Raw genomic sequence first — 24,958 nt, forward strand, 5'->3', positions numbered from 1 at the left:
CCTTAACCTGCTTGACCATGTTGAAAAAAACTTGTTTTCTAATTCTTCTTGCTCTTTTGGCCCATGGCGCTCGCGGTCAAGAGTTGACCATACCGCAGTTGTCCCAGTACATTGCGGATAATCCCTTTTTGATGTCCCCGACCTATGCGGGTATTGGGGACCACATAAAGGTTAGATTGAACGGCCTTACCCAATGGGTGGGTATTGAAGATGCACCAGACACTCAAACTTTGGCCGCCGATGCACGAATTGGAAACAGGTCTGGTTTGGGCATGTTATTATATAACGATAGCAACGGAGAAACCAAGCAAAGAGGTGCCAGGGTTTCATTTGCACACCATTTGGTTTTAGATCGATATGATGATTTTTTCCTTTCTCTTGGTATCTCATACAACTTTAACCAGTTTCGGATAGATGTAGAAAACTTTACCGATTTCAATGGACAACTTCCTACGGACGACAAAGCAACTACGAACCACAATTTTGATCTTGGTGCCCTTATTCGCTACAACAAGTTTTATTTCAGTGTCAATGCTTCCAATATTTTGCCTAAAAATCTAGAGCAATTCAATCCGGTGTTCGAACCCAACACCTTGAGAAATTATTATGTGTATACCGGATACAGCATTTCCAAAAACAAGAACAGTAAACTAGAGTTGGAACCCTCTGTATTTTTTCAATGGTTTGAAAGCGATGGGCGCTCAGTTACCGACCTTAATGCCAAATTCCGTTTTCACGATTTTGAGGACTATTATTATGTGGGCGCCACTTATCGTTTCTTAAACGACCAGTTGGGTAAACCGCTATATATTGCTCCTATTGCCGGGCTAAAGAAAAGTAATTTCTATTTTGGCTATTCGTATCAAGTAATTACCAATGAAATTTTGGGCTATAGCACCGGAACTCACGTGGTTACGGTTGGTATGGATTTGTTCCAGGGCATTAGCAACTGTAGGTGTATGTACTGATTAAATGGTTTTACCCTATTTTTGTCCCGCAAAATCCTAAACATTGTGGGAAAGATAAGGTTGAACAATATTAGAGTACACTCCAACCACGGATGCCTAAAAGAAGAAATGCTCATTGGTAGTGACTATAGAGTGGATTTAGTGGTAGAAACCGATCTATCTGTTCCCGCAAAATCAGATAAGCTTATCGAAACAGTTGATTACGTTCACCTGAACAACATCGTAAAAGATGAAATGGCCACTCGTTCCAATTTGTTGGAACATGTTGCGCAAAGAATCATTTCTCGTATTTTCCAAGAAATTATTGAGGTAACAGAAGTAGAAGTAACAGTATCAAAAATAAACCCGCCCATTGGTGGTGATGTGGAAAGCGTAAGCGCAATTTTGAGTGCCAAAAGGTCCAGTAAGTAGTTTGGGCAAGCTAAAAAAAGTAGTACATTTGCAGCACAAAAATGGCATCGTGGCCGAGTGGCTAGGCACAGCTCTGCAAAAGCTTGTACAGCGGTTCGAATCCGCTCGATGCCTCTAAAACACCCAACATTTCGTTGGGTTTTTTTATGCTGCTAATCCGCTCGATGCCTTCTTTAATATCAAACTTATCCTTGGGTAAAAACCCCTTGGTTATCAATACGACCCCACAGATAATCAAAACAATGCCCAACCCTTTTTTAATGAGTACAATACGGTCTTTGGTAAGGTATCCTTTCAATTGTTTTGCCAGCAATATTTTAATTAAGTCGGTAGCAAAATAAACGGCTAGAACGGTGCTAAAAAAAACGAATATCCTATCAGGGTCGTTGTCCAAACTTGGACCGACAATAACAATGAGCCCCAACCAAAAAGCAAGCACTCCAATATTTATAAAGTTCAACAAAAACCCTTTTACTATAAGCGTAAAATAGGTTCCCTTTGTAACTTTTAGGTTAGCCTTTTTAGACTCTTTTTTGGCAAATATTACAATACCATAAACCAAAAGTATCATTCCGCCAAATACAAAAAGACCTGGTTGATTACTAAGGTTCTCCAAAAGTTGAAAACTAGTAAAATAAGCTACCAACAAAAACAAAATATCCGCAATAATAACTCCGATATCCAAGCAAACTCCCGCTCTAAAGCCCTTAGTTGCGCTGGTTTCCAGTAACACAAAGAACACCGGTCCTATCATAAAGCTTAATAGGAATCCCAATGGAATCGCTGCCTGAATATCATCAATCATAGCATTAGTCCACCCGTTTTATTTTTCCTCCGAAAACCTTTTTTTCATCCATTTTTGCCGGATTTCCATAAACCAAAACTTCTCCGCCTCCCTTTACATTGGCCTTGACATAGTCCGTAGCATAGATTTCACCATTGCCTCCAGCACTTACTTCAATCGTGGTAAAACTGGTCTTAAACGTCTTTCCGTCGTAAGCGCCTCCGGTATTGATAATTACGTCTTGGTTTTTTCCAAACCCAGAGGTAACTATTTCACCTCCCGAAACTGCCTTTACCAAAAGTTGGTCCACTTGGCAATTTAATTCTATTTCACCTCCTTCTTGTGCTTTTAGCTCCAAAACATCCTGAATGTAAGTGTCATCTGATGAAATTCTGGCGTCTTCATTTACATCAATTATATTTAGCCCTCCGTTATGATAAAGATCAACATATGTCCTATATCCGCTGAACATTTTGTCAATTTCCATTCTAATTTTCAATATACCATCGTTGTTCACCACGGCAACCTTATCGGTATTGACACCTGAAATGACCACTTTGTTTTCATTGGATTTTATCAACTGAAGAGATATCCCATCAAAAACCTTAACCTCGTTAAACTTTTCAAGGTTTCTTGTAATCTCACTCTCCTGTGCCTCCAAAACTTGAAGCGATAGCATCAAAAATAATATCGCAATAGATTTCATACAGTAAAATTTGGTTGTCGATACAATAACAAATTTTATTCCAATATAGTGCCCATTACTCCTTTTTTCCGACCAATGAAAAATCCAAATGTCTTTTAATCAAATCTGTGTCCTTTACCATAACATACACTTCATCACCCAATTGGTAGACACGTTTAAAGCGTTCTCCAACAATGGCATATTGCCGTTCATCGAAAATATAATAATCATCTTTTAAATCACGGATACGAATCATGCCCTCACATTTGTTTTCAATGATTTCCACATAAATGCCCCATTCGGTCACCCCAGATATTACCCCAAGAAATTTTTGGTCCCTGTGGTCTTCCATAAATTTTATCTGCATGTATTTTATGGAGTCGCGCTCTGCGCTGGATGCAAGTATTTCCATATCTGAAGAATGTTTACATTTCTCCTCATACACAATAGATTTTGGCGGTTTCCCGCCATCTAAATAATGCTGCAACAACCTGTGGACCATTACATCAGGATATCTTCTTATCGGAGATGTAAAATGAGTATAATAATCGAATCCCAGACCGTAATGTCCTATATTTTCCGTGGTATAAATCGCCTTGCTCATACTACGTATGGCCAAAGTGTCCACTAGGTTTTGTTCTTTTTGCCCTTTTACATCTTCCAGCAATTGATTCAGCGAACTGTTGATGCTCTTTTTATCCTTAAGATTGATACTGTGTCCAAATCTTGAAATAACACCATTCAACGCTATCAATTTTTCTTCGTCCGGCTCATCATGCACCCGGTATACAAATGTCTTTTTCTTTTTACCAATAAATTGTGCTACTTTTCTATTGGCCAAAAGCATAAATTCTTCAATGAGCTTGTTCGCATCCTTTGCTTCTTTGAAGTAAACACTTTCTGGTTCATTTTGTTCTGTAAGGTTGAACCGCACTTCAATCTTATCAAAGGAAATGGCCCCAGCATCCATTCGTGCCCTGCGCATTTTCTTTGCTAAAGAGTCTAAAGAAAGAATGGCCTTAACCACTTCTTTAGATACCTCATAAGGTTTTTCCCGGATTGATATTTCTTCTGGAATATGCGGTTTTTTTGTCTCTATAATATGCTGTGCCTCTTCATAGGCAAACCGTTCATCGGAGTTTATGACGGTTCTACCAAACCACTGATCATGAATCTGTGCATCATCATCTATTTCAAAAACTGCAGAGAACGTATATTTTTCTTCATGTGGGCGAAGGGAACAGGCCATATTGGAAAGAATTTCCGGAAGCATGGGTACCACCCTGTCCACTAAATATACCGAAGTGGCCCTGTTATACGCTTCTTCGTCCAAAATGGTATTGGGTTCTAAATAATGTGAAACATCGGCGATATGAATTCCTATTTCATAGTTTCCACTTTCCAAGATTCTAAATGAAAGTGCATCATCAAAATCTTTTGCATCCTTTGGGTCAATAGTGAAAGTGAGCACTTCACGCATATCCCTCCTTTTAGATATTTCCGGTTTGGTGATGGAGGTGTCCAAGGTTTTGGCAAATTGCTCCACTTCGTAAGGAAATTCATAGGGCAGGCCATACTCCGCCAAAATGGAATGTATTTCGGTTTGGTGCTCCCCAGGCTTTCCCAAAATATCCACTACTTCTCCATAAGGAGAATCCGCATCTTCAGGCCAGTTTCCCAAACGTACCAAAACTTTTTCACCATCTTTGGCTTTTTTCAGCTTTTCCAAGGGAACAAAGATATCAGTGTACATTCTGGTATCCGTTGGTCTAACAAAAGCAAAGGTTTTTTGTTTGTCAACAATGCCAACAAAAGTATCTTTCTTTCTTTCCAGTACTTTGGAAATCTCACCCTCCATCTTTCTGCCATTGCGTTTGGGTTTCATGAACACCTCAACAAGGTCACCATGGAACGCTCTATTCAACTTATTGTACGGCACAAAAACATCATCTTCCAACTCATCAATCAAAATATAGGCATTACCACTTGTGGTAAGATCAACCTTGCCAGTGAAACAGGTATGCACAGAAGGTTTCTTTTTGTACCTCCCTCGTTCCGATTCCAATATTCTATTGGTGGCCTTGAGTTGCCCTAAACGCTTTATCAATAAGTTACGATCTTGGGTTTCCGTTATTCCTAATTTGGAAGCTATTTGTTTATAGTTCAGGCTTTTATTTGGTTCTTTTTCCAGTACATTGAAAATGCCTTTTGTAATCTCATTCTTCCGTTGACTCCTTACCCTCTTTTTTTTATTTGACATTTACATTATTATTTTTTTGAAAAATACAAATTATAATACTGCATACCCAGTAATTGACTATTATGAATAGCAATTCTAATGTTATCAACAATCATTAAATAGTATTTATTTCTTTTTTAAAATTTAAATCAAAAAAGATGGTAATGATTGTTTGTTGATTTGTGCAATAAAAATATGTACTGAAAATTGCTATGAACAAATAAATTCTTTTGTTCACAATTTTTCAGTTTAGGGATGATTTAAGAATCAACCTATTAGATTTTTTATTAACCATATTTGATAAGTGGTTTCAACAAGAGTTTATTGAAAAGTAAATACCATTTAAATGTTTATTACTTCAATTTAATGTTCTTAATTGGTTGATTGTTTTGTGATCGATTTTTTGTTTGTTGTAAAAAATATGTTGTAATGTGAAAAAGAAATAAGAAATAAAAATTCATTTTTTCAAAGTTTTCTTAAAACCATCAACAAAGGCGGTTTTATGCTAAACCGCTGCTGTTTAATGATATGGGTATATTATTACTGTTTTTATGAACATTGCTGCTTAAAAAGAATTGTACCTTTGTTATATAGGCATTTAACTCTTCAAATATGAAAATAGCCATAGGAAACGATCACGCAGGAACAGATTATAAATTGGCCATCGTTGGAATGTTGAAATCCAAGGGCATTGAAGTTACCAATTATGGAACTGATGGTACGGATAGTGTGGACTACCCGGACTTCACCCACCCGGTGGCGAGAGATGTGGAGGAAGGCAAGGTGGACATGGGCATTGTGATTTGCGGAAGCGGCAATGGAGCCACCATGACCATAAACAAACATCAAAACGTGAGGGGTGCACTCTGTTGGAACAAGGAAATTACTGCTTTGGCCAGAGAGCATAACGATGCCAATATATTGAGTTTGCCCGCAAGATTTATAGCGTTGCCCCAAGCCCTGGAAATGGTGGAAACTTTCCTAAATACTGAATTCGAGGGAGGCCGACACGAACGTAGAATCGAAAAAATACCCTGTCGATAGCGTTATGGGCCACCATCACCATCATGCTCATTCACATACCCATAATGATTTAAAGGGAAGGAATCTTCTCATTTCCATTCTTTTGAATATTGCCATAACCGTTTCCCAGGTAATTGGTGGAATCATTTCAGGGAGTTTAGCATTATTGTCCGATGCGCTTCACAACTTTAGTGATGTTATTTCACTGATTATTAGTTATGCAGCAGCACGTTTGGGTAAGAAAAGAGCGTCCAGTTTAAAAACCTTTGGTTATAAACGCGCCGAAATCATGGCCGCCTTTGTCAATGCGGCAACCTTGATGGTGGTAGCGATAATATTGATGAAGGAGGCGGTGAAGCGCTTGTTGGAGCCCCAAGAGATTGAATCCAACCTGGTGATTTGGCTGTCCTTGTTGGGTGTTGTGGCCAATGGTTTCAGTGTATTGTTGCTTAAAAAAGATTCCAAGGAAAACATGAACATGAAATCAGCATATCTGCATTTATTAACGGATATGATGGCCTCGGTAGCGGTGCTGGTCGGGGGATTGTTGATGAAGTTCTATCAAGTTTATTGGGTAGATGCCGTTTTGACCATGCTTATTGGTCTCTATCTTATTTATATGGGGTATGATTTGTTAAAAGAATCTACAAAGGTATTGATGCTTTTTACACCAAGATCTATCGTTGTCCAAGAAATTGTGGAATCCATTTGCACCTTAGAACCCGTTAAAAACGTACATCATGTGCATATATGGCAACTCAATGAAGAAGAAGTGCACATGGAGGCCCATATCGACTTTAAAGAAGACATCAAACTTTCAGAATTCGATGTTATTTTGGAACGAATAGAGGAGCACGTATACCACAAGCATGGCATCAACCACGTCAATATTCAGCCAGAGTTTGACAAATGCGATTCCAAAAACGTAATCGTACAGGACTGATGCAAATACAGGTCAAAACATTTGATGAACTTACCACCAAAGAATTGTACCAGATCATGCGACTGCGTAGCGCAGTTTTTGTAGTGGAACAGGATTGTGCGTACCAAGATTTGGACGGCAAAGACCAAAAAGCACTGCATGTAATGGGTATAAAAGACGGTGAGCTTGTAGCCTATACCCGAGTGTTTGGACCTGGGGATTATTTTGAAAACGTAAGCATTGGCAGGGTAGTGGTGGACCAGGACCAACGAAAATTTGGTTATGGAAAGCAAATTATGCTCGCCTCCTTGGCCGCAGTTGAAGAAAAATTTCACAAACCGGCCATCGAAATATCGGCCCAGACTTATTTGGTAAAATTTTATTCGGACCTGGGCTTTACACCAACTGGTGAAGAATACTTGGAAGATGGCATTCCACATGTAAGGATGCTCAAAGAATGATTAAACCAATCTTTTAGCAACTCCGATTTCAATCAAGTAGTCCAGTTTTAAAATCAAATTGATAGGTTTTTCTGCCTTATTTTTTGTTGAAAAGAAGAGATAACCTTCCCTTTTGGGATGGAGTTGCTTCAATTCAACCTTTCCATGGGATGAATCTTGGTGACCAAGGACAATTCTTCCCAGAACATCTTCAGTTAACGCCAAATCGTCCAAGTGTCGGATTAGCTTTTTCCGATTCACAAAAGTGATATTACAAGAGGTGAAAACATTTTCTTCATCAACAAAGATGCTGGTCACCAAAGCATAAAAGTGCGTCTTTTTTGAAGTATCGAAAAGCCACCCCTGTTTTTTAGCACCCCTCTTGTTATAGCACAGTTCAAATGCAAAGGTGGGCAAGCGTTCGTTCACATAGTCCAGCTGTGCTTTTTCATCAACGTAGTATATGCTATCAGTATTCCTTTTACGCATAATAAGGTCTATGCCCGACAGTTGTTCTTTTAGATTGGAAACACGCTCAAAACAATACTGCTTCAAATGCTTTTTGTAATAAGAATCCAATAAAGGGGCCAATTGTTTTTCTTTGGACAAATCCTCTTTAAAACTGCTTTTCAACTTGGTCTATTTTGTGGAACAGGGCCGCGCCTATCTTTTCCACAATACCGACCACTAATGCATTTCCCATAAAAAATGCCCGTTTAGTATCAGAGATTCCCTCCAAAAAAGTGTGGTTATCCGGAAACATATTCAACCGTTCCAATTCTACTGGTGAAAGTCTTCGCGGCCCCTTGGAGGTTTGGACTACGTGCTTGAACCGCGAGGGGGACTTTCCGCCCTCTCCGGTAATAATGGTTCTGGAAGGTTGATTTATCGCATCAGGAAACATCATGCTTCCTTCGCTATACTTGTATTCAAAACCTGCTTTGGTCTTGCGTATTTCTTTTTTGGAACCCTTTAGATATTCCCACTTGGGCAAGCTTTCCTCGTGAATGAAAAGGGAAGGGTCCGCAGAGCCATTTTCCAACACATCCCCAAGCACAGCCCTAGGACCATCATAAACAGGCTTGGTTTTTAAAGTGACCACTCGACCTTCAACGCAAACTCCAGAATTTAGAAAGGGTGAAGGTCCCTTTTCAGCATTAAAATGTTCGGACAATGAAGCCAAATCTTCTTCAAGTTCAAGGGAATGAAAAACCTTTTTATGGTGTTCTACAGGAAATGTAGAAGCGATGGTGCCATCGCTTAACACCCAATCTGAAGGATTGGAATCTTGTAAGGCTTCAAAAATAGCTGTTGATTTGTGATAGGCCAGAAAAAAAACACGTCTTCGGCGTTGGGGCATACCATATTCGGCAGCATTAATCACACGCCACTCCACAGCATAGCCTAGGTTTGACAAACTGCGTAGCATTACGGCAAAATCCCGGCCCCTTTGTGTGGAAGGGGACTTCAATAACCGATCTACATTTTCCAAAAAAAGGTATTTGGGTTTGTTCTTTTTCTCTGAGAGGATACGGTGAATGGACCACCATAAAACACCTTTTTTGCCGATTAATCCTTTAGAGTTTTTAAGGGTGGTGGCTACAGAATAGTCTTGACAAGGAAATCCACCCACCAAAATGTCGTGGTCCGGAATTTCAGAGGTTGGAACATCTTCAATATTGGCGTTCGAATGATTTTTTGCGCCAAAACGGGCTTCATAAACCATGGAAGCATGCTGGGTTTTGGTGGAAGGCTCCCATTGATTGCTCCACACAATGTTATAACGCCCCGTTTTTTCCAATCCCAAACGAAATCCACCCACACCGGCAAAAAGTTCACAGACCTCAAGTTGTTGCATATCCAAAAATAGGATTATTCTATCTTGTTTTCGTCAGCATCGTACAGGCCGACCAAAATACTGTTTCCCTCATCGTCCACTTTAATCCCCCCGTATTTGGCGGACTCATATTTTTCAGCTTCGGTTTCTTGAAAGAAGTAGAATTCTGCTCCAATGTTGATGCCAACATAAGCTTTTGAAGTGTATTCAATGACCAACTGATTATTGTCTTTGGGCAATACATCTTCTTGAAGGCGCACCTTTTTTCCGATACCAAGAGAATCCAACGTTACGACCAAAAAACCACGTTTTGCAACGCTGTCTGTATAAATATCTTCTGAGATGGCATATCGCAAATTCATATAATCCCCCTGCATTAAGGATCGAGGGTCGACCGGGGCCAATTCCAATAACACCAACTTTCCATTGGATAGAAGGCGCTCTTTTTCTGTTATGGAATAATTAAACAACCCCAAGAAAAAAATAAGGTTTACAACAATAAGAATTAGGCTATACTTTTTCATTTGGAACCAAGCTTTTTGTTGAAAACCATATAGAAAACAAGAAGTAACACACCTGACAAAAACAGGATAATGGATTTGGTCAACAAGGTGAAACTAAGATCATAATAGTATTGACCAATGGAATAGATCAAGGAAATGATTCCAATGATAAACCCTGTCTTGTAATTCACCTTAAAACACAACAATACAATTAAAAGCGATCCGGAAATACCAGGCGCAAAAAGAGTTGGCACTAGTGAAATAAAACTCAGAAAAAGAATCCAATATTGCCTTTTTTTTGGGTTTCCCCAAAATCCAACAATACACTCCTAATCATATAGAGTGTCAGTAAGATAATTACCAAGGAAGAAATCCACAAGGTGCCATTGTAAACCGGAATAAGTCCTTCTTTGCCAAGGGCAAGAAGCCCAAATAAAAATGAAAAAATAAAACCAATACGCAGGGGGTCATAAAGTTGCAGCATTCTTGGGGCAAAGGCCATTAGTGATCCCTCCTCTAAAACAAAAAAGGTGAGACCCACTGCGTATAGCACAGTATAAACATGAATGACCTCATAAACATCATTTGAAATTATCAACAAAATAAAACAAACGCCAACGGTAAGCATTGAAATGAAGGAAAGCACGTAGTTTTTGACTAGGAAAAGCGTTATAAGGGCAAGCACTATTACCATTAACAGAACATCGTCTTCTCGGAAATCAAACGAAAACAAGGCAACTACAAATAAACTAAACCCCAGAATATAACAGGAAACACCAAAGGTGTCAATAATCAGCTTCTCAAACCGGTTGGTCATCATGATAGCTCCAATAATGAATCCCAAACCCACCACAAACATGCCCGTAGTTGAATTGTAAATACCCAAAATCATCAAAAACCCTAGAAACCCCAAAGAACTTAGAAGTCCACCAAAGATGGAAAGTATTTTAATGGCCAAATTCGCTTTATTGTCACGTCTTTTTTGATATTCAGTGAAAACCGCATCCTCATCAACTTTGAAATCATCGTTTTCTTCCGACCGTATCTTTTGCAGTAAGCGCATGTTGTTTTCTAACTCGCCCATTTTTTCTGAATTTGATTGAGAAAACGTATTAAAAAGGTAACGGCCGTAACAATGAAAACTCCAATGGTTAAAAGCATGCCGGCATCATCCGATTCATTCAAAAGAAATGCACTTATAATAATTATGATGCTAAAAGGAACAATGGCGAGGTAAAAGCCCCTTTTCATGACCAAACCATACCAAATTCCTAGACCATAAACCACAGGTGTCATTATTAGTAGGACATTAAAAAAAACATCTTGCCCCCTGCCTATTCCTTTTATAATTCCGATGGTACTAAATGCGATAGCCGTTAAAGCCAACACATTGGTGAACCAAACAGGAGAAACTTTTAAAGGCAGAAATTTTGGAAGCCAGAGAAACAAAACCAAAAACAGCACATTAATAGTAAAAAGAAGTGCAAAAACATACATTTCCGACCAATCGTTGGCCACTTGCTCTGCATAGAGGACAACTGTAATGTTTACCAGCGCAATGTAGATTACCCATAATGGAGGAAAATTGGAAACGATTGCCCATACTGTTACAAAAAGGGTCCAACCCAAGAAAAAGTCATACGCGTTTGCCCCTGTCTGATATACTTGACCAAAAACTGCATACAAAACCCCCACCAGCATAGTAGTTGCTGTGAGAATTATCCTTTGTATCAGTGGTTTTCTTTGGGCAACAAGAACCCCGAGAACTCCAATAATTACCAGCCCTTCCAAAATTCCAATTTTGATGAATTTATGAAGCTTATCCCAATTATAGGCAAAAAAGAAAATTATGCCCAAAACAGTAAATGAAACGCCGAGAACCAACAGAAATAGGGAAATAAAACGATGCCAGGCTTTTTTTCCAGTATAGACATGGTTCTTCAAAGCTTTTGCCACGGAATTTTCTGGCCAATTGCTGTGCTTGGTTATAATTTGGATGTCTTCCCTGGTTATTTTAGGCATAGGCTATAGTAGAACCAACGGAAATATACCAAAATAAGTGCTATTCTTAATATGGAATTGACGGTTTGCCCATTTCAGTTCATCAATATCATATTAAAAAGTAAGAATAAAGAGTTCATTTTTGAAAGGGTAGAGAAAGTCATTTAAAATTGGGATAGACAAGTTGCAGTAATTGGTTCAATGAGGCTACCTGAGCTGTATTTGAAGATTGCATGATTCCATTTTTTCTTACAAAGGCCCTAGCGAAGAGGTCATATTTGACGCGGGCGGCCATTTTTTTAATTTCATCACCTTCTTTTTCGGCCAATACTTCCAATTTTCCCAATTCCTTTTCCCACCAATTGTAATTAAACGTATTTGAGTTCTCGAATTCTTGTGAGAATCTAGATCTAAACTTGGAGCTAAATTTTTCTTCAATGTTTAATGCACGATTTAATGCCGCCACCGACTTTTTGTAATGTTTTGAATTTTTAAACAGATGATACTTGGTCTCAAGACTGTCAACCTGAATATGGTCCTTGTAATCCTTGATGATTCGTTCGTACTGTTCCGCAGCAAAAAGCCATTTCTTATTGTCTAAAAATTGTTGCAAAAGATTGTAGTCCGTTTTATAAAAAGACAAAACGGCATCAATCTGTACTGGAGGGCTATTCTTGGTTCGTTGCAAGTATAACCAATCAAATGCACGAAGTATCTGCCCGGATGGGGGCCAACTATGATTGTCGTCATACGTTATCAGCGCGCTATTGAAGTTTATAAGATTTAAGTATGCTTTGTTTTCAAGCATTTCCCTATAGTTCATATCTCTGTTTCCGCAAAGTCCTACGTAAGCATAGTTTTGGGTAGAGGGCATATGCTCCTGAAGCCCTGAAAATCCAGCCCCACAGCCAATAACACCGGAAAATTTGTTGGTTAAAGAGGCTATGGCACTGGCCAATCGGGATCCCCCAGAAAATCCAGCAGCAAACATTTCATCATCTTTAATATTAAAATTGGAAAAAACATGATTAAATAGGTTGTTGGCAATGGCAAAGTTTTGGTCGTAAGGCCCGTTTTTGGAATTGTTTGAGCAAACCAAAATCAAACCATATTTTTCCGAAGCGGCTATAAAGGGCTGAACCCCAATAGTACCCCTCCCCATTGGTTCATAAATATAGAGAATGGGCTGGGGCGTCTCGCTCATAAAAGATTCAGGAAGATAGAGCGAAAATGTTTCATTTTGAGCTTGTGAAACGGCAATGGAGTCGATTATTTTACCTTTCTCGTAATTGGATTGAGCATTAACAAGAGTTACGACAGCAAAACAGGCACACAACAACAAAAAGAAAGGCCGCATAATCTATTTCAAGATACTATGGTACTTGGAGGTGTCTTTCAACAAGGATTTTGCAGAAACAATAGCATCGTCGTGGGTTAGATAATGATCATAAAGACCCGCCCGATAAAAGTAGCGTTTGATAATTTCGTCCTCTAATTTCTTTTTGATTTCTTTCTGATAGTTGTCCAAAGCAGAAATTTTGCCCCTGCTCACAGCCAAAAGAAGATCTTTATACTTTTCTTGAACCTCTGCCCCAAGCAAATGCTCATCTGTGTTTATGGATTGTTCCAACAGCGTTTCGGTTTCGGTTTGAAAAGTAAAATTCTGAGCTTGGGCGTAACGCTTGAATGCCTCATAGTCCGAATCAGGGAACGAAAAATCGGCCACTGAATCAAAAGAATGATCGTAATAGTAATCGGTGGCAAAATCGAAAATAATGTTGTTTTGCTGCAACGCATCAATAAGGGTATTGGATTGAAGGGATGCAATCTCAACGTCTGGCATTACACCTCCACCGTCCCGGACTTTGCGGCCATTTTTAGTGGTAAATTCCTTGAAATTGGTATTTCTTACCGCATTACCCTCTGTATCCCTATTCCAATAATCCAAAGACTGAATACAACGCCCAGAAGGCGTGTAATAACGAGAAATGGTGACCTTGAGCTGAGTTCCATAGGTGAGTTTTAGTGGTCGTTGCACTAACCCTTTTCCAAAACTTCGGGCTCCAATTATAATGGCACGATCTAAATCTTGCAATCCTCCAGAAACAATTTCACTGGCAGATGCACTACGGCCATCTATTAAAACGGCCAATGGTATTTCCAGGTCTTCCGGTTTGTTTTTGGTTCTATATTCCTGATTGAATTTTTTTACCTTGGACTTTGTGGTTACAATCAGTTCGCCCTTAGGCACAAACAAATTGGTCACATTAATTGCCTCGGAAAGCAACCCCCCCGGGTTTCCCCTAAGGTCCAGCACCAATCTTTCAGCCCCTTTTCCTTTAAGGTCTTGCAAGGCAGATTTTGTTTGGCTCGATGCCTTTCGGTTAAAACGGGAAAGCACAATGTAACCTGTTTTGTCATCAATCATGCTATAAAAAGGCACGGCATCGACCTCTACAGCTTCCCTTGTGATCGTGGCTGTTTTCGTTTCGCCCTGGCGAACAAAGGTTACGTTTACCTGGGTGTTGTTTGCCCCTTTGAGCAATTCACCGGCATCATCGTTAAAATCTGAAACCTTAGTATCGCCAATTTTAATGATTTCATCTCCTGCTTTTAATCCTGCCTTATCTGCTGCATATCCTTCATATGTTTCCACAATAAGCAACTTGCTTTCGTAGGAACGCACCAAGGCCCCAATACCGGAGTACTCACCCGCATTGTTAATTCTGTAGGCCTCAACATCCTGTTCATTCAAAAACTGGGTGTACGGGTCAAGCTCACCGAGCATATTCTTTATGGCTGAATCCATGAGCTCTGCAGGATTGGTCTCATCCACGTAGTTCATGTTCAGCTCTTTAAAAAGTGTTGTGAAGATTTCTATCTGCTTGGCAATCTCGAAAAAATCACTTTTAAAACTGCTTGCCCCAATCAATATGCCAATGGCCAAGATGGGAATTAATATGTGCTTTCTACGCATTTTTCTCATTGCATTCTTTGTTTATAAAAGAGGCCAAAATTTGCTTCATGCCTTTGTTAACGTCTTTAAAATTGGGCATCTGGTCTCCAATATATAAAAATAAGAACGCAAACTTTCCCTCCATGTTGTTAAAAACTAGCGGTTTGTTCAAACGATATGCTTCACGCATCAACCGCTTGATACGGTTTCTACTTACGGCACTTTTGAATTTTTTTTTGGGTGTTACAAACCCAGCTTTGATTGGAACATCTTCTTCAAAATAGGTTTTTATGTACATCAGCTTCAAGGGATACTCACGAATATTTTTGCCCTCGTCGAACAGCCTCTTGAACAAGGCCCTGCTTTTAAGCTTTTCTTTTTTAGGGAAAGAAGACTTGGCAGTGTCCCCTTGAGGGAACTTTGGGGATTTTAAAGAATGACTTAAGAGCTTGTCATTCTCTTTTCTAATCTGAGAAATAACATCCTTGAGAACATGTAATACATGGAACATATCGTCTTTTACTTCGTTGTCGGAAAACCTAACAACTTGTACACCCACCTTGGCCAATTCACACTCCCGCTGCAAATCTTTTTCATATTTATAATCATGGGATATCCCGTCAATTTCAATAGCCAACTTTAGTTCATAACAATAGAAGTCCACAATAAATTCCAATAAAGGAACTTGCCTGTGAAACTGAACCCCCAAGGCACGCTGTTTTAGTTTTTGCCAAAGCAAAACCTCAGAAAGCGTACTGTTTTTTCTTAGTTGCTTTGCAAATTCTTTGAGTTTGGGATTGTATGGAATGATTTTGTTCTTCACTGGACACCCCTAAAGTCCCCTTAAGGGGATATTTGCTTATAATGCCAAGTTAGTCAAATTAAAACTTGAAACAGATTAATTCGGCGATTACACTATGATTTAGAATCCTTCGGAGAGTAAAAGAATTCAGGATAAAACTTTCGTAAGGAGACGAATTTTCGCCCCCTATGTTCTGTTTAAATAAGCCAATATTAAGGATCGGACTGGTACACGTTATTTTCCTCGTTAACATCTGCCATCAGTTGGGAAGGATCGAGCACGATAACCTTCACGTCATCAATGGGAACATTAAGCGTGAATTCGTAAGTGGGGTGGGTCCAAGACCAGTCTTTCAAAACAGTGCGCTTCAAGTTGGAATAGGGATTCTCCTTTTCACCCCGCATCATTCTTAAGGGAACATAACAAGTTTCCTGATTGCCCTCTGCATCTACTATCAGAATATCTAGGGGCATGGGCATTTCTCCTATCCGCTCAAGGACAACTTTGGTTTTGTCTTCACTTGCCTCCACGCTTTTAATGCCATAGTCTATCGTGTTGGTGGTTTGGGTCCAATCAGTCAAATACCAGTCTAGCTCCATACCAGAAACTTTTTCTGCAGTTCTTTTGATATCATTAGGAACAGGATGCTTGAATTTGAAATCTTCATAATATTTCCTTATGGCCTCCATTAATTTATCCTGCCCAATAACATACCCTAGTTGGGACAGAAATATGGAGCCTTTGCTATAGGCTGCGATACCATACGCAAAATTCGTTGCATAGCGGTCCGCATGGGTGGTCTGTGGCTTTTCCAAACCGGAGTTGACCAATGCGTAATATCCTTTATAGGAGTTTTCGAAAGGATTTTCCTTGTTCTGTTCCATAATTTCGTTCATGCAAAGACTACTGATAAAGGACGTGAAACCTTCGTCCATCCATTCATGCTTGGACTCATTGGTGGCCAACACATGTTGAAACCAGGAATGGGCCATTTCGTGCACCATGACCCCAACCAAACTGGAGAATGTCCTTTTGCCTGTAATAAGGGTGCTCATGGCATATTCCATGCCACCGTCCCCGCCTTGCACAACAGAATATTGATCATACGGATATTTACCAATGTTTTTGTTGAAGAACGCCATGGCGGCCTCGGTTTTTGGCTGTAATTTTTTCCAATTCTCAATAATTTCAGGGTCGTTCTTATAATAAAAATGCAATGTGGGACCATCAGCCATTTCAACGGTGTCATGAATATAATCTGGGTCTGCTGCCCACATAAAATCGTGCACATTTGGAGCTTTAAAGTGCCAAGTAATCGTCTTTCCTCTGGTTTTTACTTTGCTCCCTGGCCTCTCATATCCATGGCCTACTTCATTGGGGTTTTGCAAATAACCGGTCCCTCCCACGGTGTAATCCTTATCTAAGGTGAGCTTTACATCAAAATCTCCCCACACCCCATGAAACTCTCGGGCAATGTAGGGATTGGGATGCCACCCCTCATAATCATATTCTGAAAGCTTTGGATACCATTGACTCATGGAAAGCGCAATACCTTCTGCATTGTTTCTTCCAGACCTCCGGATTTGTAGTGGCACTTGTCCTTCAAATTTCATGTCTAAGGTGGTCTTTCCCCCAGAAGGAATGGGGCTGGCCAAATCGACCACCAAAATAGTACCTTCCTCATGGAAGGCAACCGGCTGTCCATCTTGTGTAAGGGAAGTAGCATGTATATAGCCCATTTCACTTTCTGAAAGGGAGGCAATCCTACTTTTCCCATCTTCCATCATCCTTTTATCGGGGTCTTTGACATTTTGAAGCCTCACATCCATATCACTACCTGGCTGAAAAGCATTGAAATAGAGGTGATAATACACACGTTTCAGTTCATCTGGAGAATTGTTGGTATAGACCAATTTTTGTGTTCCTGAATATTGAAAAGTCTTAACATCCATTACCACATCCATGGTATAATCTACATGCTGTTGCCAATAGCTGGAATTGTTTTGCGATGTTGCAAAAAATATCCCAGAACAAATTGTCATTAGAAATACTATTATTTTTTTCATATTACTTTGCATTGCTGTTTAGGGTTAATTTGCCTTTGGAAATACTCTCGGCCAATAGCAACGCATTGTAGGCATTGACCATTTTCCCTGATTTTGATATTTGATTGAACGTGGTTGCTTGGGACGCATCTCCCGATACAATTACCGATGCTTTTGAGCGTAATCCTGATTGCATCAGAACCTGTTTGACTTGGGAAGCCTTAAGTTTTGGATAGTGTGATCGAATTAGAGCGGCGATGCCAGCAACGGCCGGAGCCGCCATTGAGGTGCCGCCCTGAAAATCGTATTCGTTGTTGGGCATGGTCGAGTAGATGTCGCTGCCTGGCGCGAAAACATCCACATTTTGATTTCCATAATTGGAAAAAGAAGCTACCATTTTAGAACCATAGCTACTGGTTAATGCACCAACAGTGATGACATTATCCGAGAATTCCGAATCGGAGAACATGTGATCGTTGGGATAGTTGGGATTTTCGGGTTGGTCTAAATTACTGCCATCGTTGCCTGCAGCGTGAACAATCAGCACATCTTTTAAAGCGGCATATTTAATGGCATCATAGACCCATTTAGGATTTGGTGAAAAGGATTTCCCAAAACTGCAGTTTATAATTTTTGCACCATTGTCCACCGCATATCGGATGGCCAAAGCGATGTCTTTATCGTACTCATCACCATTGGGAACAGCGCGCAAACTCATCAATTTCACGTTGTTGGCCACACCATTGATGCCGACTCCATTGTTCCTTTCTGCCGCAATAATGCCCGCCACATGGGTTCCATGGCTTTCGGTATCTACCTGGTTTTTAGGGTTGCCGTTGCCATAATCTCGGTCCGAGAAATTATAAGGATCATCTCCAACGGGCTCCCTTCCATTAAAATCTTTGTTGAGATTGTAGTTTACCTGATCTGTAAAATAGTCGATTCCATCGGTCAATTCTTCCAAAACGGATGGGATGTCATCACCATAGGCAAACATCTGGGTCAGCACAGCAACATGTTGCTGCATTTGTTCCGTTTTAGCCTCAATGCCCACCAAATCCTTTTTGGTATAGGTGTCTTTTCCCAATTCTTTTTTAACGGCCTCATCTGCATTTTTCACAACCTGGAGAATTTGTTCGTACTGTTGTTTGTTTTGCAGCGCAGAAGGATATTCTTCATCCAACTTTAGACGTGCTTTTGCCCTTTCAGCGGAGTCGCCTATGCCCAAGCGCAGCATGCGGACATATTCCAGTTGTTCGTTATAGGATTCACCCAAAAAATTATAGCCGTGTATATCGTCCACATATCCGTTGCCATCATCATCTTTCCCGTTGTTTGGCTGTTCATCTTTATTGGTCCAAAGTACCCCATCCAGGTCTTCGTGTTCCAAATCAATACCTGAATCAACAACGGCCACCACAACGGTTTTTCCTTTTTTGTTTTTAATGATTTCGTTGTATGCTCTATTTAGGCTTATCCCAGGAACGGTGTCGGCAATAAGGTCGGCATGCGCCCAGTCTTTCTTCTGGTCCTCGGAAAGCTCTGAAATCTTTAAAGGAACTTTATCTATGTTTTCTACAGGAGTCGAAACCAATGTGGTTGCCCCACAGCCAACAAGCAACAAGGCCAAAAAGCATGTAACAAATGATGTTTGAATACGGATAAATGTCATATAGGAAATTGTATAGTAAGTAATTTATTATGGTTTAAATATTTCGTTAAAAGTGTATAATTCATCAAGGCGAACCCCTTTTTCGGTCTTTTTCAAGCTGCAAATTTCGTTGTGGGCATCATGTTCAAATAACAGTAGCCAATCATTCTCGGCAGCATCGTTCAAAAATTTGGCCTTCTCTTCCAAGGTTAACAAAGGTCGGGTGTCGTATCCCATAACATAAGACAAGGGTATGTGTCCCACAGTTGGAACTAAATCGGCCACAAAAACTATGGTTTTGTCTTTATAGTGAATGTGTGGAAGCATTTGTTTTTCGGTATGACCATCAACAAAATGGATGCCGAATCCCAATTCTGATTTTTCTATAAAAGAAGTTTTATCCTGTTCAACAAAGTTGAGCTGACCACTTTCCTGCATGGGCAAAAGGTTTTCCTCTAAAAAAGAGGCTTTTTCACGGGCATTCGGAATAGTGGCCCATTCCCAATGATTTTTGTTGGTCCAAAAACGTGCATTTTTAAAGGCCGGCTCGTATCCGGTTCGGTCTTTGTTCCATTGCACACTTCCCCCGCAATGATCAAAATGAAGATGGGTTAAAAAAACATCGGTGATATCATTCCTATGAAACCCTAATTTTTTTAGGGAGCCGTCCAAAGAATGGTCGCCCCACAAATAATAATAGCTGAAAAACTTCTCCGATTGTTTGTTTCCCAAACCATTGTCGATCAAAATAAGCTTTTCGCCATTTTCCACCAAAAGGCATCTTGCAGCAAGGTCGATCATGTTATTGGCGTCGGCGGGATTGGTCTTGTTCCAAAGCACTTTTGGGACCACCCCGAACATAGCACCGCCATCCAACTTAAAATTACCGGTCTCAACAGGATAAATAGTCATTTAGAAAGTAAATGGCATGCAAAATAAGAAAAGCCCGACGCAAATGATTAAAAAATAGGCTTTTATTGATGCTATTTTAACAAAAAAGAATCACCAATAATCTTTGATGTCAATTTTTGCCCAGCACTAACTCAACACCAAAAATCATCGAATATGGAGTATACCAAACCTCAATGTGCTATATGTACCAAAATTCTAAAAGAAAAACTGTAAATTTCAAAAAAACTAAAAAGATGCTGGAACTTGCGGGAATTATAATTCTTGGAATAATTGCGCAATGGGTGGCTTGGCGATTTAAATTACCGGCCATCTTACCCCTTATTTTGATTGGGCTTTTGGTGGGACCTATAGCTACTTTGTATACCGAGGATGGCTCCAAACTAATAGAACCCATCTGGAACGGGGAAAAGGGACTGTTCCCAGGTGACGGGCTTTACTATTTTGTCTCTTTGGCCATCAGCATTATCCTTTTTGAAGGAGGACTGACTTTAAAAAGGGCGGAAATTGCCAACGTGGGGCCTGTAATCACAAAACTCATCACTGTTGGGACCGTGGTTACCTTCTTTGGTGCAGGAATGGCCGCACATTATATATTTGACCTTAGCTGGCAAATGTCTTTCCTTTTTTCGGCACTTATTATCGTTACTGGACCTACGGTGATTACACCAATATTGAGAAACATTCCTTTAAAGAAAGATGTTTCTGCTGTACTGAAATGGGAGGGGATTTTAATAGACCCAATTGGGGCACTGGTTGCGGTTTTGGTTTTTGAATTTATCAGCGTAGGAGAGGGACAGGCATTCACCAAAACGGCATTGATAGAGTTTGGAAAGATTTTACTTTTTGGAACCACTTTCGGATTCACTTTTGCCCATGCACTTGGTTTTGCGATTAAAAAAGGATTTATACCGCACTACCTGTTGAATGTGGTATCACTATCCGTGGTTTTGCTCGTTTTTGTGGAATCCGACATTTTTGCCCACGAATCTGGGCTTTTGGCCGTAGTGGTGATGGGAATGGTGATGGGGAACATGAACCTGCCCAACCTCAAAGAACTGTTATATTTTAAGGAATCTTTGAGTGTGTTGCTCATTTCCATACTCTTTATCCTTTTGGCGGCTAATATCAGCATAAGTGATATGCAGTTGGTATATACTTGGAATTCCGCCGCTCTTTTTGCGGTGATTGTTTTCGTTATACGGCCTCTAGGTGTCTTCTTGAGCGCCCAGGGCTCCAACTTAAAGCTTAGGGAAAAGCTTTTTATCGGATGGGTGGGTCCCCGGGGTATAGTTGCCGCAGGTATTGCCTCCCTGTTTGGTTCCAAATTGTTGGCCAAGGGCGAGCCCGGTGCTGAGTATATCACACCACTGGTGTTCATGATTGTGTTGGGGACCGTTTTATTGAATGCGACCACGGCGCGGCTGTTTGCCAAGTTGGTGGGGGTATTCTTGAAGAAATCGGAAGGAATTTTGATTATAGGGGCGTCCAGACTTTCCCGATTGATTGCCAATTATCTTAAAAATAACAATCGGCACGTGGTGTTGATAGACAATAACCAAAGCAATGTGGACAAGGCCAAAAATTTGGGATTGGAGGCCATTACTGCAGATATTTTTTCCGATAACCTCACGGACAATATTGAGTTGAACGATATGGGCTATCTAATGGCGCTTACTGGGAATGCAGACATAAACAGCTATGCGATTGATAAGTTTCAAAAGCAATTTGGGGAAAACGGAGCGTTCCGATTGGTCAATACCGAGGAGGTAAGGGATCCCAAAAAGAATCCCAAGGAAGGTTTATTTTCGCATACCGATGACTTCATCAGGTTGATGGAAACTGTTAGAAGCTATCCAACCATTCGGGAAATTGACCTTGTTGACAAAGCTCACTATGATGGCTTGATAGACATCACCCAAAAAGAAAAGGATATCATTCCGGTGTTTACTAAATCTCCTGATGGCAGCATTGAAATAATTCCGGCAAACAGCAAGGATTTTGAACCTCAGGGGGAAGGGTACAAGCTCGTGTATTTGGGAAAACAATTCGAAATAGAAAAAGAAAACTCTTAGTTGTGGTCGGTCTCACATCTCATCGAGACACCCCAAATATCCTATAATCCATCAACTCAATTGGTGCATACGTCAATTGTGGCAGCTACTGGCCTTGTCACAAACTTACTTTTGCTTTAAATGAATTGGCAAAATGAGAAATTTAATGGTATTGGCAACAGTATTGTTGTCAATGCTGTGCAAAGGATGTTCAAAAGAGGAAAACAATTCTTGTGATTCATGTAGGATTCAAGATCAAAGAGTTAGCTTTTGTGATAACGGAGATGGAACAATTGATTTGTCATCTGGTGGGGAGTCCATAAGGTATTCATTAGAGGAATTGGATTCCATGGGATTAACGTTTGACGAAATGAAAGAGGAAATGTGTTCAAGCGGCCAAATCATTCACAAGAAGTAAACCAAACCAAACCTTTTTATGAGCGGTCAATTCATTTGCGCCATAGATCAATCGGCCTCAATTTATTTGTAGGACACTATATATTTTTCCCAATAAACACTAAAACTTTTTATTATGAAAAAACTGATTTATTGCACTCTAGCTGCGTCGCTATTTGTAATGGCGTGCTCCAAAGATGATAAGAAGTGTGATTCATGTACAGGTGCTTCTGGAACAAAATACGAAATTTGCGATAACGGAGATGGGACATATTCTTCTCGAGTTGGTGATGAAACAACAACCATTACCGAAGGGGAACTAGAGGGATTTACGCCTAAACAAGTGGTAGAACTAGCTTGTGAAATAGACGGGGAGTTGACATTTTAAGAGAAAAAAGGTCGGCTAAAAAATGGAAGGGTCACACTTCCTAGTCATTCAGCTTTAAAACGGCCATAAAGGCCTGTTGTGGAATTTCCACATTACCGACCTGTCTCATGCGCTTTTTACCCTTTTTCTGTTTTTCCAAAAGCTTCCGTTTTCGGGAAATATCACCACCGTAACATTTGGCAGTAACATCCTTGCGCAACGCTTTGATGGTTTCCCTTGAGATAATTTTAGAACCAATGGCCGCTTGTATCGGGATATCAAATTGTTGTCTTGGAATAAGCTCTTTAAGTTTTTCACACATTTTTTTGCCCAGAGTTTGGGCATTATCAAAATGAACCAATGCAGATAAAGCGTCAACAGGCTGGGCATTTAAGAGGATATCCACGCGTACCAATTTGGACACGCGCATTCCTATGGGGGTATAGTCGAAAGAGGCGTAACCTTTGGACACGGTTTTCAATCGGTCGTAGAAATCAAAAACGATTTCAGCTAAGGGCATATCAAAAATAAGCTCTACGCGCTCTGTGGTCAAATACGTTTGGTTTACAATTTGCCCTCTTTTTTCAATACAAAGGGACATTACATTCCCGACAAAATCGGATTTGGTAATAATGGTGGCCTTTATATAGGGTTCTTCAACCCTGGATAGAGTGGAAGGGTCTGGCAGGTCGGAGGGGTTATTCACAATAATTGGGGTTTCCTCGTCCTTTGTGGAGTAAGCGTGATAGCTAACATTGGGAACCGTAGTAATTACGGTCATATCAAACTCCCGCTCCAAACGTTCCTGTATAATTTCCATGTGGAGCATTCCCAAGAACCCACACCTAAAACCAAATCCTAAAGCAGCACTGCTTTCGGGAGTAAAAACCAACGATGCGTCATTGAGTTGTAGTTTCTCCATGGACGAGCGCAATTCTTCAAAATCCTCCGTGTCCACAGGGTAAATTCCCGCAAAAACCATCGGCTTTACATCTTCAAAGCCTGCAATGGCATTTTGTGTAGGTTTTGCCGCATCGGTAATAGTATCACCTACCTTAACTTCGCGTGCATCCTTTATTCCCGTTATCAGATAACCTACATCCCCTGCTGAAATCTTGTTTTTAGGAACCTGGACCAATTTCAAAGTGCCCACTTCATCAGCATCATATGATTTGCCTGTGGCCACAAACTTGATTTTTTGTCCTTTTTTGATTTCTCCATTGATTACCCTAAAATAGGTCTCCACACCTCTAAATGGGTTATACACAGAGTCGAACACCAATGCCTGTAGTGGTTCGTTGGGGTTTCCCTTAGGAGCTGGAATGCGTTCTATAATTGCCGTCAGAATGTCTTCAACACCGAGACCTGTTTTGGCACTTGCTGGTATAACCTCTTCGGATCTGCATCCCAAAAGGTCCACGATGTCATCGGTAACTTCTTCTGGATTGGCACTGGGTAAATCTACTTTGTTCAGCACAGGAATAATTTCCAGATCATTTTCGAGTGCCAGATATAAGTTGGAAATGGTCTGGGCCTGAATGCTTTGTGCGGCGTCCACAACCAAAAGGGCTCCTTCGCAAGCCGCGATCGAGCGGGAGACCTCATAGGAGAAATCCACATGACCTGGAGTATCAATTAAATTAAGAACGTAGTGTTCGCCATCGTGAACATATTCCATTTGTATGGCGTGGCTTTTAATGGTAATACCACGCTCACGTTCCAAATCCATATTGTCCAACAGTTGGTCCTGTTTCTCCCTTTCGGTCACAGAACCAGTAAAGTCCAACAAACGATCTGCCAAGGTGCTCTTACCATGGTCTATATGGGCTATTATGCAAAAATTTCGGATGTTCTTCATATAAAATATTGCTAAGCAATAGTTGGTTTATAAACCACTGCAAATATAGATGTTTTAGGCACCTGAAAAATGCGTTTTATCCAATAATGAGAAGGGGCATTCCTACC

At 40.3% G+C, this 24,958-nt stretch carries 22 protein-coding genes, 1 tRNA gene and 1 pseudogene; 8 read left to right on the forward strand and 16 right to left on the reverse strand.

The genetic code is table 11. From position 1 onward, the window contains the following. The first annotated feature begins 17 nt into the window (after positions 1-17). The 3 genes from GTQ34_RS07160 (at position 18) to GTQ34_RS07170 (ending at position 1,493) form a co-directional block, all read left to right on the forward strand. Complete coding sequence (locus GTQ34_RS07160; protein WP_166523094.1) at positions 18-968, forward strand: PorP/SprF family type IX secretion system membrane protein; 951 nt, start codon at positions 18-20, stop codon at positions 966-968. A gap of 45 nt (positions 969-1,013) precedes the next feature. Continuing rightward, entirely contained in the window at positions 1,014-1,379 is a 366-nt protein-coding gene (folB, locus tag GTQ34_RS07165) for a dihydroneopterin aldolase (protein ID WP_166523095.1), read from the forward strand. Positions 1,380-1,422: 43 nt separating this feature from the next. Continuing rightward, positions 1,423-1,493: transfer RNA gene (locus GTQ34_RS07170), tRNA-Cys, on the forward strand. 40 nt (positions 1,494-1,533) lie between these two features. Here the strand turns inward: GTQ34_RS07170 and GTQ34_RS07175 are convergent. The 3 genes and pseudogenes from GTQ34_RS07175 to rnr all read right to left on the reverse strand — a co-directional run. Continuing rightward, positions 1,534-2,184: pseudogene (locus tag GTQ34_RS07175) on the reverse strand (LysE family translocator); the annotation flags it as partial. Positions 2,185-2,188: 4 nt separating this feature from the next. Beyond that, positions 2,189-2,869 (reverse strand): head GIN domain-containing protein, encoded by a 681-nt coding sequence (locus GTQ34_RS07180; RefSeq protein WP_166523096.1) that lies wholly within the window; start codon positions 2,867-2,869, stop codon positions 2,189-2,191. A 55-nt stretch (positions 2,870-2,924) separates the two neighbouring features. Next, the gene (gene rnr, locus GTQ34_RS07185; RefSeq protein WP_166523097.1) at positions 2,925-5,108 is read right to left on the reverse strand and encodes a ribonuclease R; all 2,184 of its coding nucleotides are present in this window, start codon (positions 5,106-5,108) and stop codon (positions 2,925-2,927) included. Positions 5,109-5,699: 591 nt separating this feature from the next. On the opposite strand from rnr, the gene rpiB reads away from it, so the two are divergent. Genes rpiB through GTQ34_RS07200 form a run of 3 tightly spaced genes read left to right on the forward strand, consistent with a single transcriptional unit; the run spans position 5,700 to position 7,493 of the window. After that, entirely contained in the window at positions 5,700-6,131 is a 432-nt protein-coding gene (gene rpiB, locus GTQ34_RS07190) for a ribose 5-phosphate isomerase B (protein ID WP_166523098.1), read from the forward strand. Between the two features lie 4 nt (positions 6,132-6,135). Beyond that, positions 6,136-7,053, forward strand: a complete 918-nt coding sequence (locus GTQ34_RS07195; protein WP_166523099.1) for a cation diffusion facilitator family transporter — start codon at positions 6,136-6,138, stop codon at positions 7,051-7,053. Next, the gene (locus GTQ34_RS07200) at positions 7,053-7,493 is read left to right on the forward strand and encodes a GNAT family N-acetyltransferase (RefSeq protein WP_166523100.1); all 441 of its coding nucleotides are present in this window, start codon (positions 7,053-7,055) and stop codon (positions 7,491-7,493) included. Before GTQ34_RS07195 ends, GTQ34_RS07200 begins: the two co-directional genes overlap by 1 nt. Here GTQ34_RS07200 and GTQ34_RS07205 read toward each other — a convergent pair whose 3' ends face one another. The 12 genes from GTQ34_RS07205 to GTQ34_RS07260 form a co-directional block, all read right to left on the reverse strand. Continuing rightward, on the reverse strand, positions 7,494-8,105 hold the full coding sequence (locus tag GTQ34_RS07205; protein WP_166523101.1) for a hypothetical protein: 612 nt from the start codon (positions 8,103-8,105) through the stop codon (positions 7,494-7,496). Then, positions 8,089-9,330, reverse strand: coding sequence for a DNA (cytosine-5-)-methyltransferase (gene dcm / locus GTQ34_RS07210; protein WP_166523102.1), 1,242 nt, complete (start codon positions 9,328-9,330; stop codon positions 8,089-8,091). Before dcm ends, GTQ34_RS07205 begins: the two co-directional genes overlap by 17 nt. 14 nt (positions 9,331-9,344) lie before the next feature. Continuing rightward, entirely contained in the window at positions 9,345-9,833 is a 489-nt protein-coding gene (locus tag GTQ34_RS07215) for a GDYXXLXY domain-containing protein (protein ID WP_166523103.1), read from the reverse strand. Continuing rightward, positions 9,830-10,066 (reverse strand): DUF4401 domain-containing protein, encoded by a 237-nt coding sequence (locus tag GTQ34_RS17000; protein WP_417936263.1) that lies wholly within the window; start codon positions 10,064-10,066, stop codon positions 9,830-9,832. Before GTQ34_RS17000 ends, GTQ34_RS07215 begins: the two co-directional genes overlap by 4 nt. 14 nt (positions 10,067-10,080) lie before the next feature. Then, positions 10,081-10,896 (reverse strand): DUF4401 domain-containing protein, encoded by an 816-nt coding sequence (locus GTQ34_RS07225; RefSeq protein WP_166523104.1) that lies wholly within the window; start codon positions 10,894-10,896, stop codon positions 10,081-10,083. Next, entirely contained in the window at positions 10,884-11,834 is a 951-nt protein-coding gene (locus tag GTQ34_RS07230; RefSeq protein WP_166523105.1) for a DUF2157 domain-containing protein, read from the reverse strand. Before GTQ34_RS07230 ends, GTQ34_RS07225 begins: the two co-directional genes overlap by 13 nt. Positions 11,835-11,973: 139 nt before the next feature. Beyond that, positions 11,974-13,170, reverse strand: a complete 1,197-nt coding sequence (locus GTQ34_RS07235; protein WP_166523106.1) for a hypothetical protein — start codon at positions 13,168-13,170, stop codon at positions 11,974-11,976. Between the two features lie 3 nt (positions 13,171-13,173). Beyond that, positions 13,174-14,799: a S41 family peptidase gene (locus GTQ34_RS07240; RefSeq protein WP_166523107.1), complete on the reverse strand. Its 1,626-nt coding sequence runs from the start codon at positions 14,797-14,799 to the stop codon at positions 13,174-13,176. Further along, positions 14,783-15,592: a ribonuclease P protein component gene (locus tag GTQ34_RS16935; protein WP_166523108.1), complete on the reverse strand. Its 810-nt coding sequence runs from the start codon at positions 15,590-15,592 to the stop codon at positions 14,783-14,785. Before GTQ34_RS16935 ends, GTQ34_RS07240 begins: the two co-directional genes overlap by 17 nt. A gap of 191 nt (positions 15,593-15,783) precedes the next feature. After that, entirely contained in the window at positions 15,784-17,637 is a 1,854-nt protein-coding gene (locus tag GTQ34_RS07250; protein ID WP_166523109.1) for a M1 family metallopeptidase, read from the reverse strand. Position 17,638: 1 nt separating this feature from the next. After that, positions 17,639-19,288, reverse strand: coding sequence for a S8 family peptidase (locus GTQ34_RS07255; RefSeq protein ID WP_166523110.1), 1,650 nt, complete (start codon positions 19,286-19,288; stop codon positions 17,639-17,641). Between the two features lie 27 nt (positions 19,289-19,315). Beyond that, on the reverse strand, positions 19,316-20,179 hold the full coding sequence (locus GTQ34_RS07260) for an MBL fold metallo-hydrolase (protein WP_166523111.1): 864 nt from the start codon (positions 20,177-20,179) through the stop codon (positions 19,316-19,318). A gap of 233 nt (positions 20,180-20,412) precedes the next feature. On the opposite strand from GTQ34_RS07260, the gene GTQ34_RS07265 reads away from it, so the two are divergent. Together GTQ34_RS07265 and GTQ34_RS07270 are read left to right on the forward strand one after the other, a co-directional pair. Then, entirely contained in the window at positions 20,413-22,251 is a 1,839-nt protein-coding gene (locus GTQ34_RS07265) for a cation:proton antiporter (protein WP_166523112.1), read from the forward strand. Between the two features lie 511 nt (positions 22,252-22,762). Further along, a complete protein-coding gene (locus GTQ34_RS07270) occupies positions 22,763-23,014 on the forward strand; it encodes a hypothetical protein (RefSeq protein ID WP_166523113.1) in 252 nt (83 codons plus the stop codon). Between the two features lie 40 nt (positions 23,015-23,054). On the opposite strand, the gene lepA is transcribed toward GTQ34_RS07270, so the two are convergent. After that, on the reverse strand, positions 23,055-24,851 hold the full coding sequence (gene lepA / locus GTQ34_RS07275; RefSeq protein ID WP_166523114.1) for a translation elongation factor 4: 1,797 nt from the start codon (positions 24,849-24,851) through the stop codon (positions 23,055-23,057). Positions 24,852-24,958: the final 107 nt, after the last annotated feature.

The sequence above is a fragment of the Flagellimonas ochracea genome (assembly GCF_009903685.1).
GTDB classification, from domain to species: domain Bacteria; phylum Bacteroidota; class Bacteroidia; order Flavobacteriales; family Flavobacteriaceae; genus Flagellimonas; species Flagellimonas ochracea.

Coding starts and splice junctions, on each gene's coding strand:
- rnr (WP_166523097.1), bottom strand. CDS start 5,108: ATGTCAAATAAAAAAAAGAGGGTAAGGAGTCAACGGAAGAATGAGATT.
- GTQ34_RS07195 (WP_166523099.1), top strand. CDS start 6,136: ATGGGCCACCATCACCATCATGCTCATTCACATACCCATAATGATTTA.
- GTQ34_RS07230 (WP_166523105.1), bottom strand. CDS start 11,834: ATGCCTAAAATAACCAGGGAAGACATCCAAATTATAACCAAGCACAGC.
- GTQ34_RS07225 (WP_166523104.1), bottom strand. CDS start 10,896: ATGGGCGAGTTAGAAAACAACATGCGCTTACTGCAAAAGATACGGTCG.
- GTQ34_RS07240 (WP_166523107.1), bottom strand. CDS start 14,799: ATGAGAAAAATGCGTAGAAAGCACATATTAATTCCCATCTTGGCCATT.
- GTQ34_RS07270 (WP_166523113.1), top strand. CDS start 22,763: ATGAAAAAACTGATTTATTGCACTCTAGCTGCGTCGCTATTTGTAATG.
- GTQ34_RS07215 (WP_166523103.1), bottom strand. CDS start 9,833: ATGAAAAAGTATAGCCTAATTCTTATTGTTGTAAACCTTATTTTTTTC.
- GTQ34_RS07160 (WP_166523094.1), top strand. CDS start 18: ATGTTGAAAAAAACTTGTTTTCTAATTCTTCTTGCTCTTTTGGCCCAT.
- GTQ34_RS07265 (WP_166523112.1), top strand. CDS start 20,413: ATGCTGGAACTTGCGGGAATTATAATTCTTGGAATAATTGCGCAATGG.
- GTQ34_RS07235 (WP_166523106.1), bottom strand. CDS start 13,170: ATGCGGCCTTTCTTTTTGTTGTTGTGTGCCTGTTTTGCTGTCGTAACT.
- GTQ34_RS07180 (WP_166523096.1), bottom strand. CDS start 2,869: ATGAAATCTATTGCGATATTATTTTTGATGCTATCGCTTCAAGTTTTG.
- GTQ34_RS07255 (WP_166523110.1), bottom strand. CDS start 19,288: ATGACATTTATCCGTATTCAAACATCATTTGTTACATGCTTTTTGGCC.
- GTQ34_RS07200 (WP_166523100.1), top strand. CDS start 7,053: ATGCAAATACAGGTCAAAACATTTGATGAACTTACCACCAAAGAATTG.
- GTQ34_RS07260 (WP_166523111.1), bottom strand. CDS start 20,179: ATGACTATTTATCCTGTTGAGACCGGTAATTTTAAGTTGGATGGCGGT.
- dcm (WP_166523102.1), bottom strand. CDS start 9,330: ATGCAACAACTTGAGGTCTGTGAACTTTTTGCCGGTGTGGGTGGATTT.
- rpiB (WP_166523098.1), top strand. CDS start 5,700: ATGAAAATAGCCATAGGAAACGATCACGCAGGAACAGATTATAAATTG.
- GTQ34_RS07250 (WP_166523109.1), bottom strand. CDS start 17,637: ATGAAAAAAATAATAGTATTTCTAATGACAATTTGTTCTGGGATATTT.
- lepA (WP_166523114.1), bottom strand. CDS start 24,851: ATGAAGAACATCCGAAATTTTTGCATAATAGCCCATATAGACCATGGT.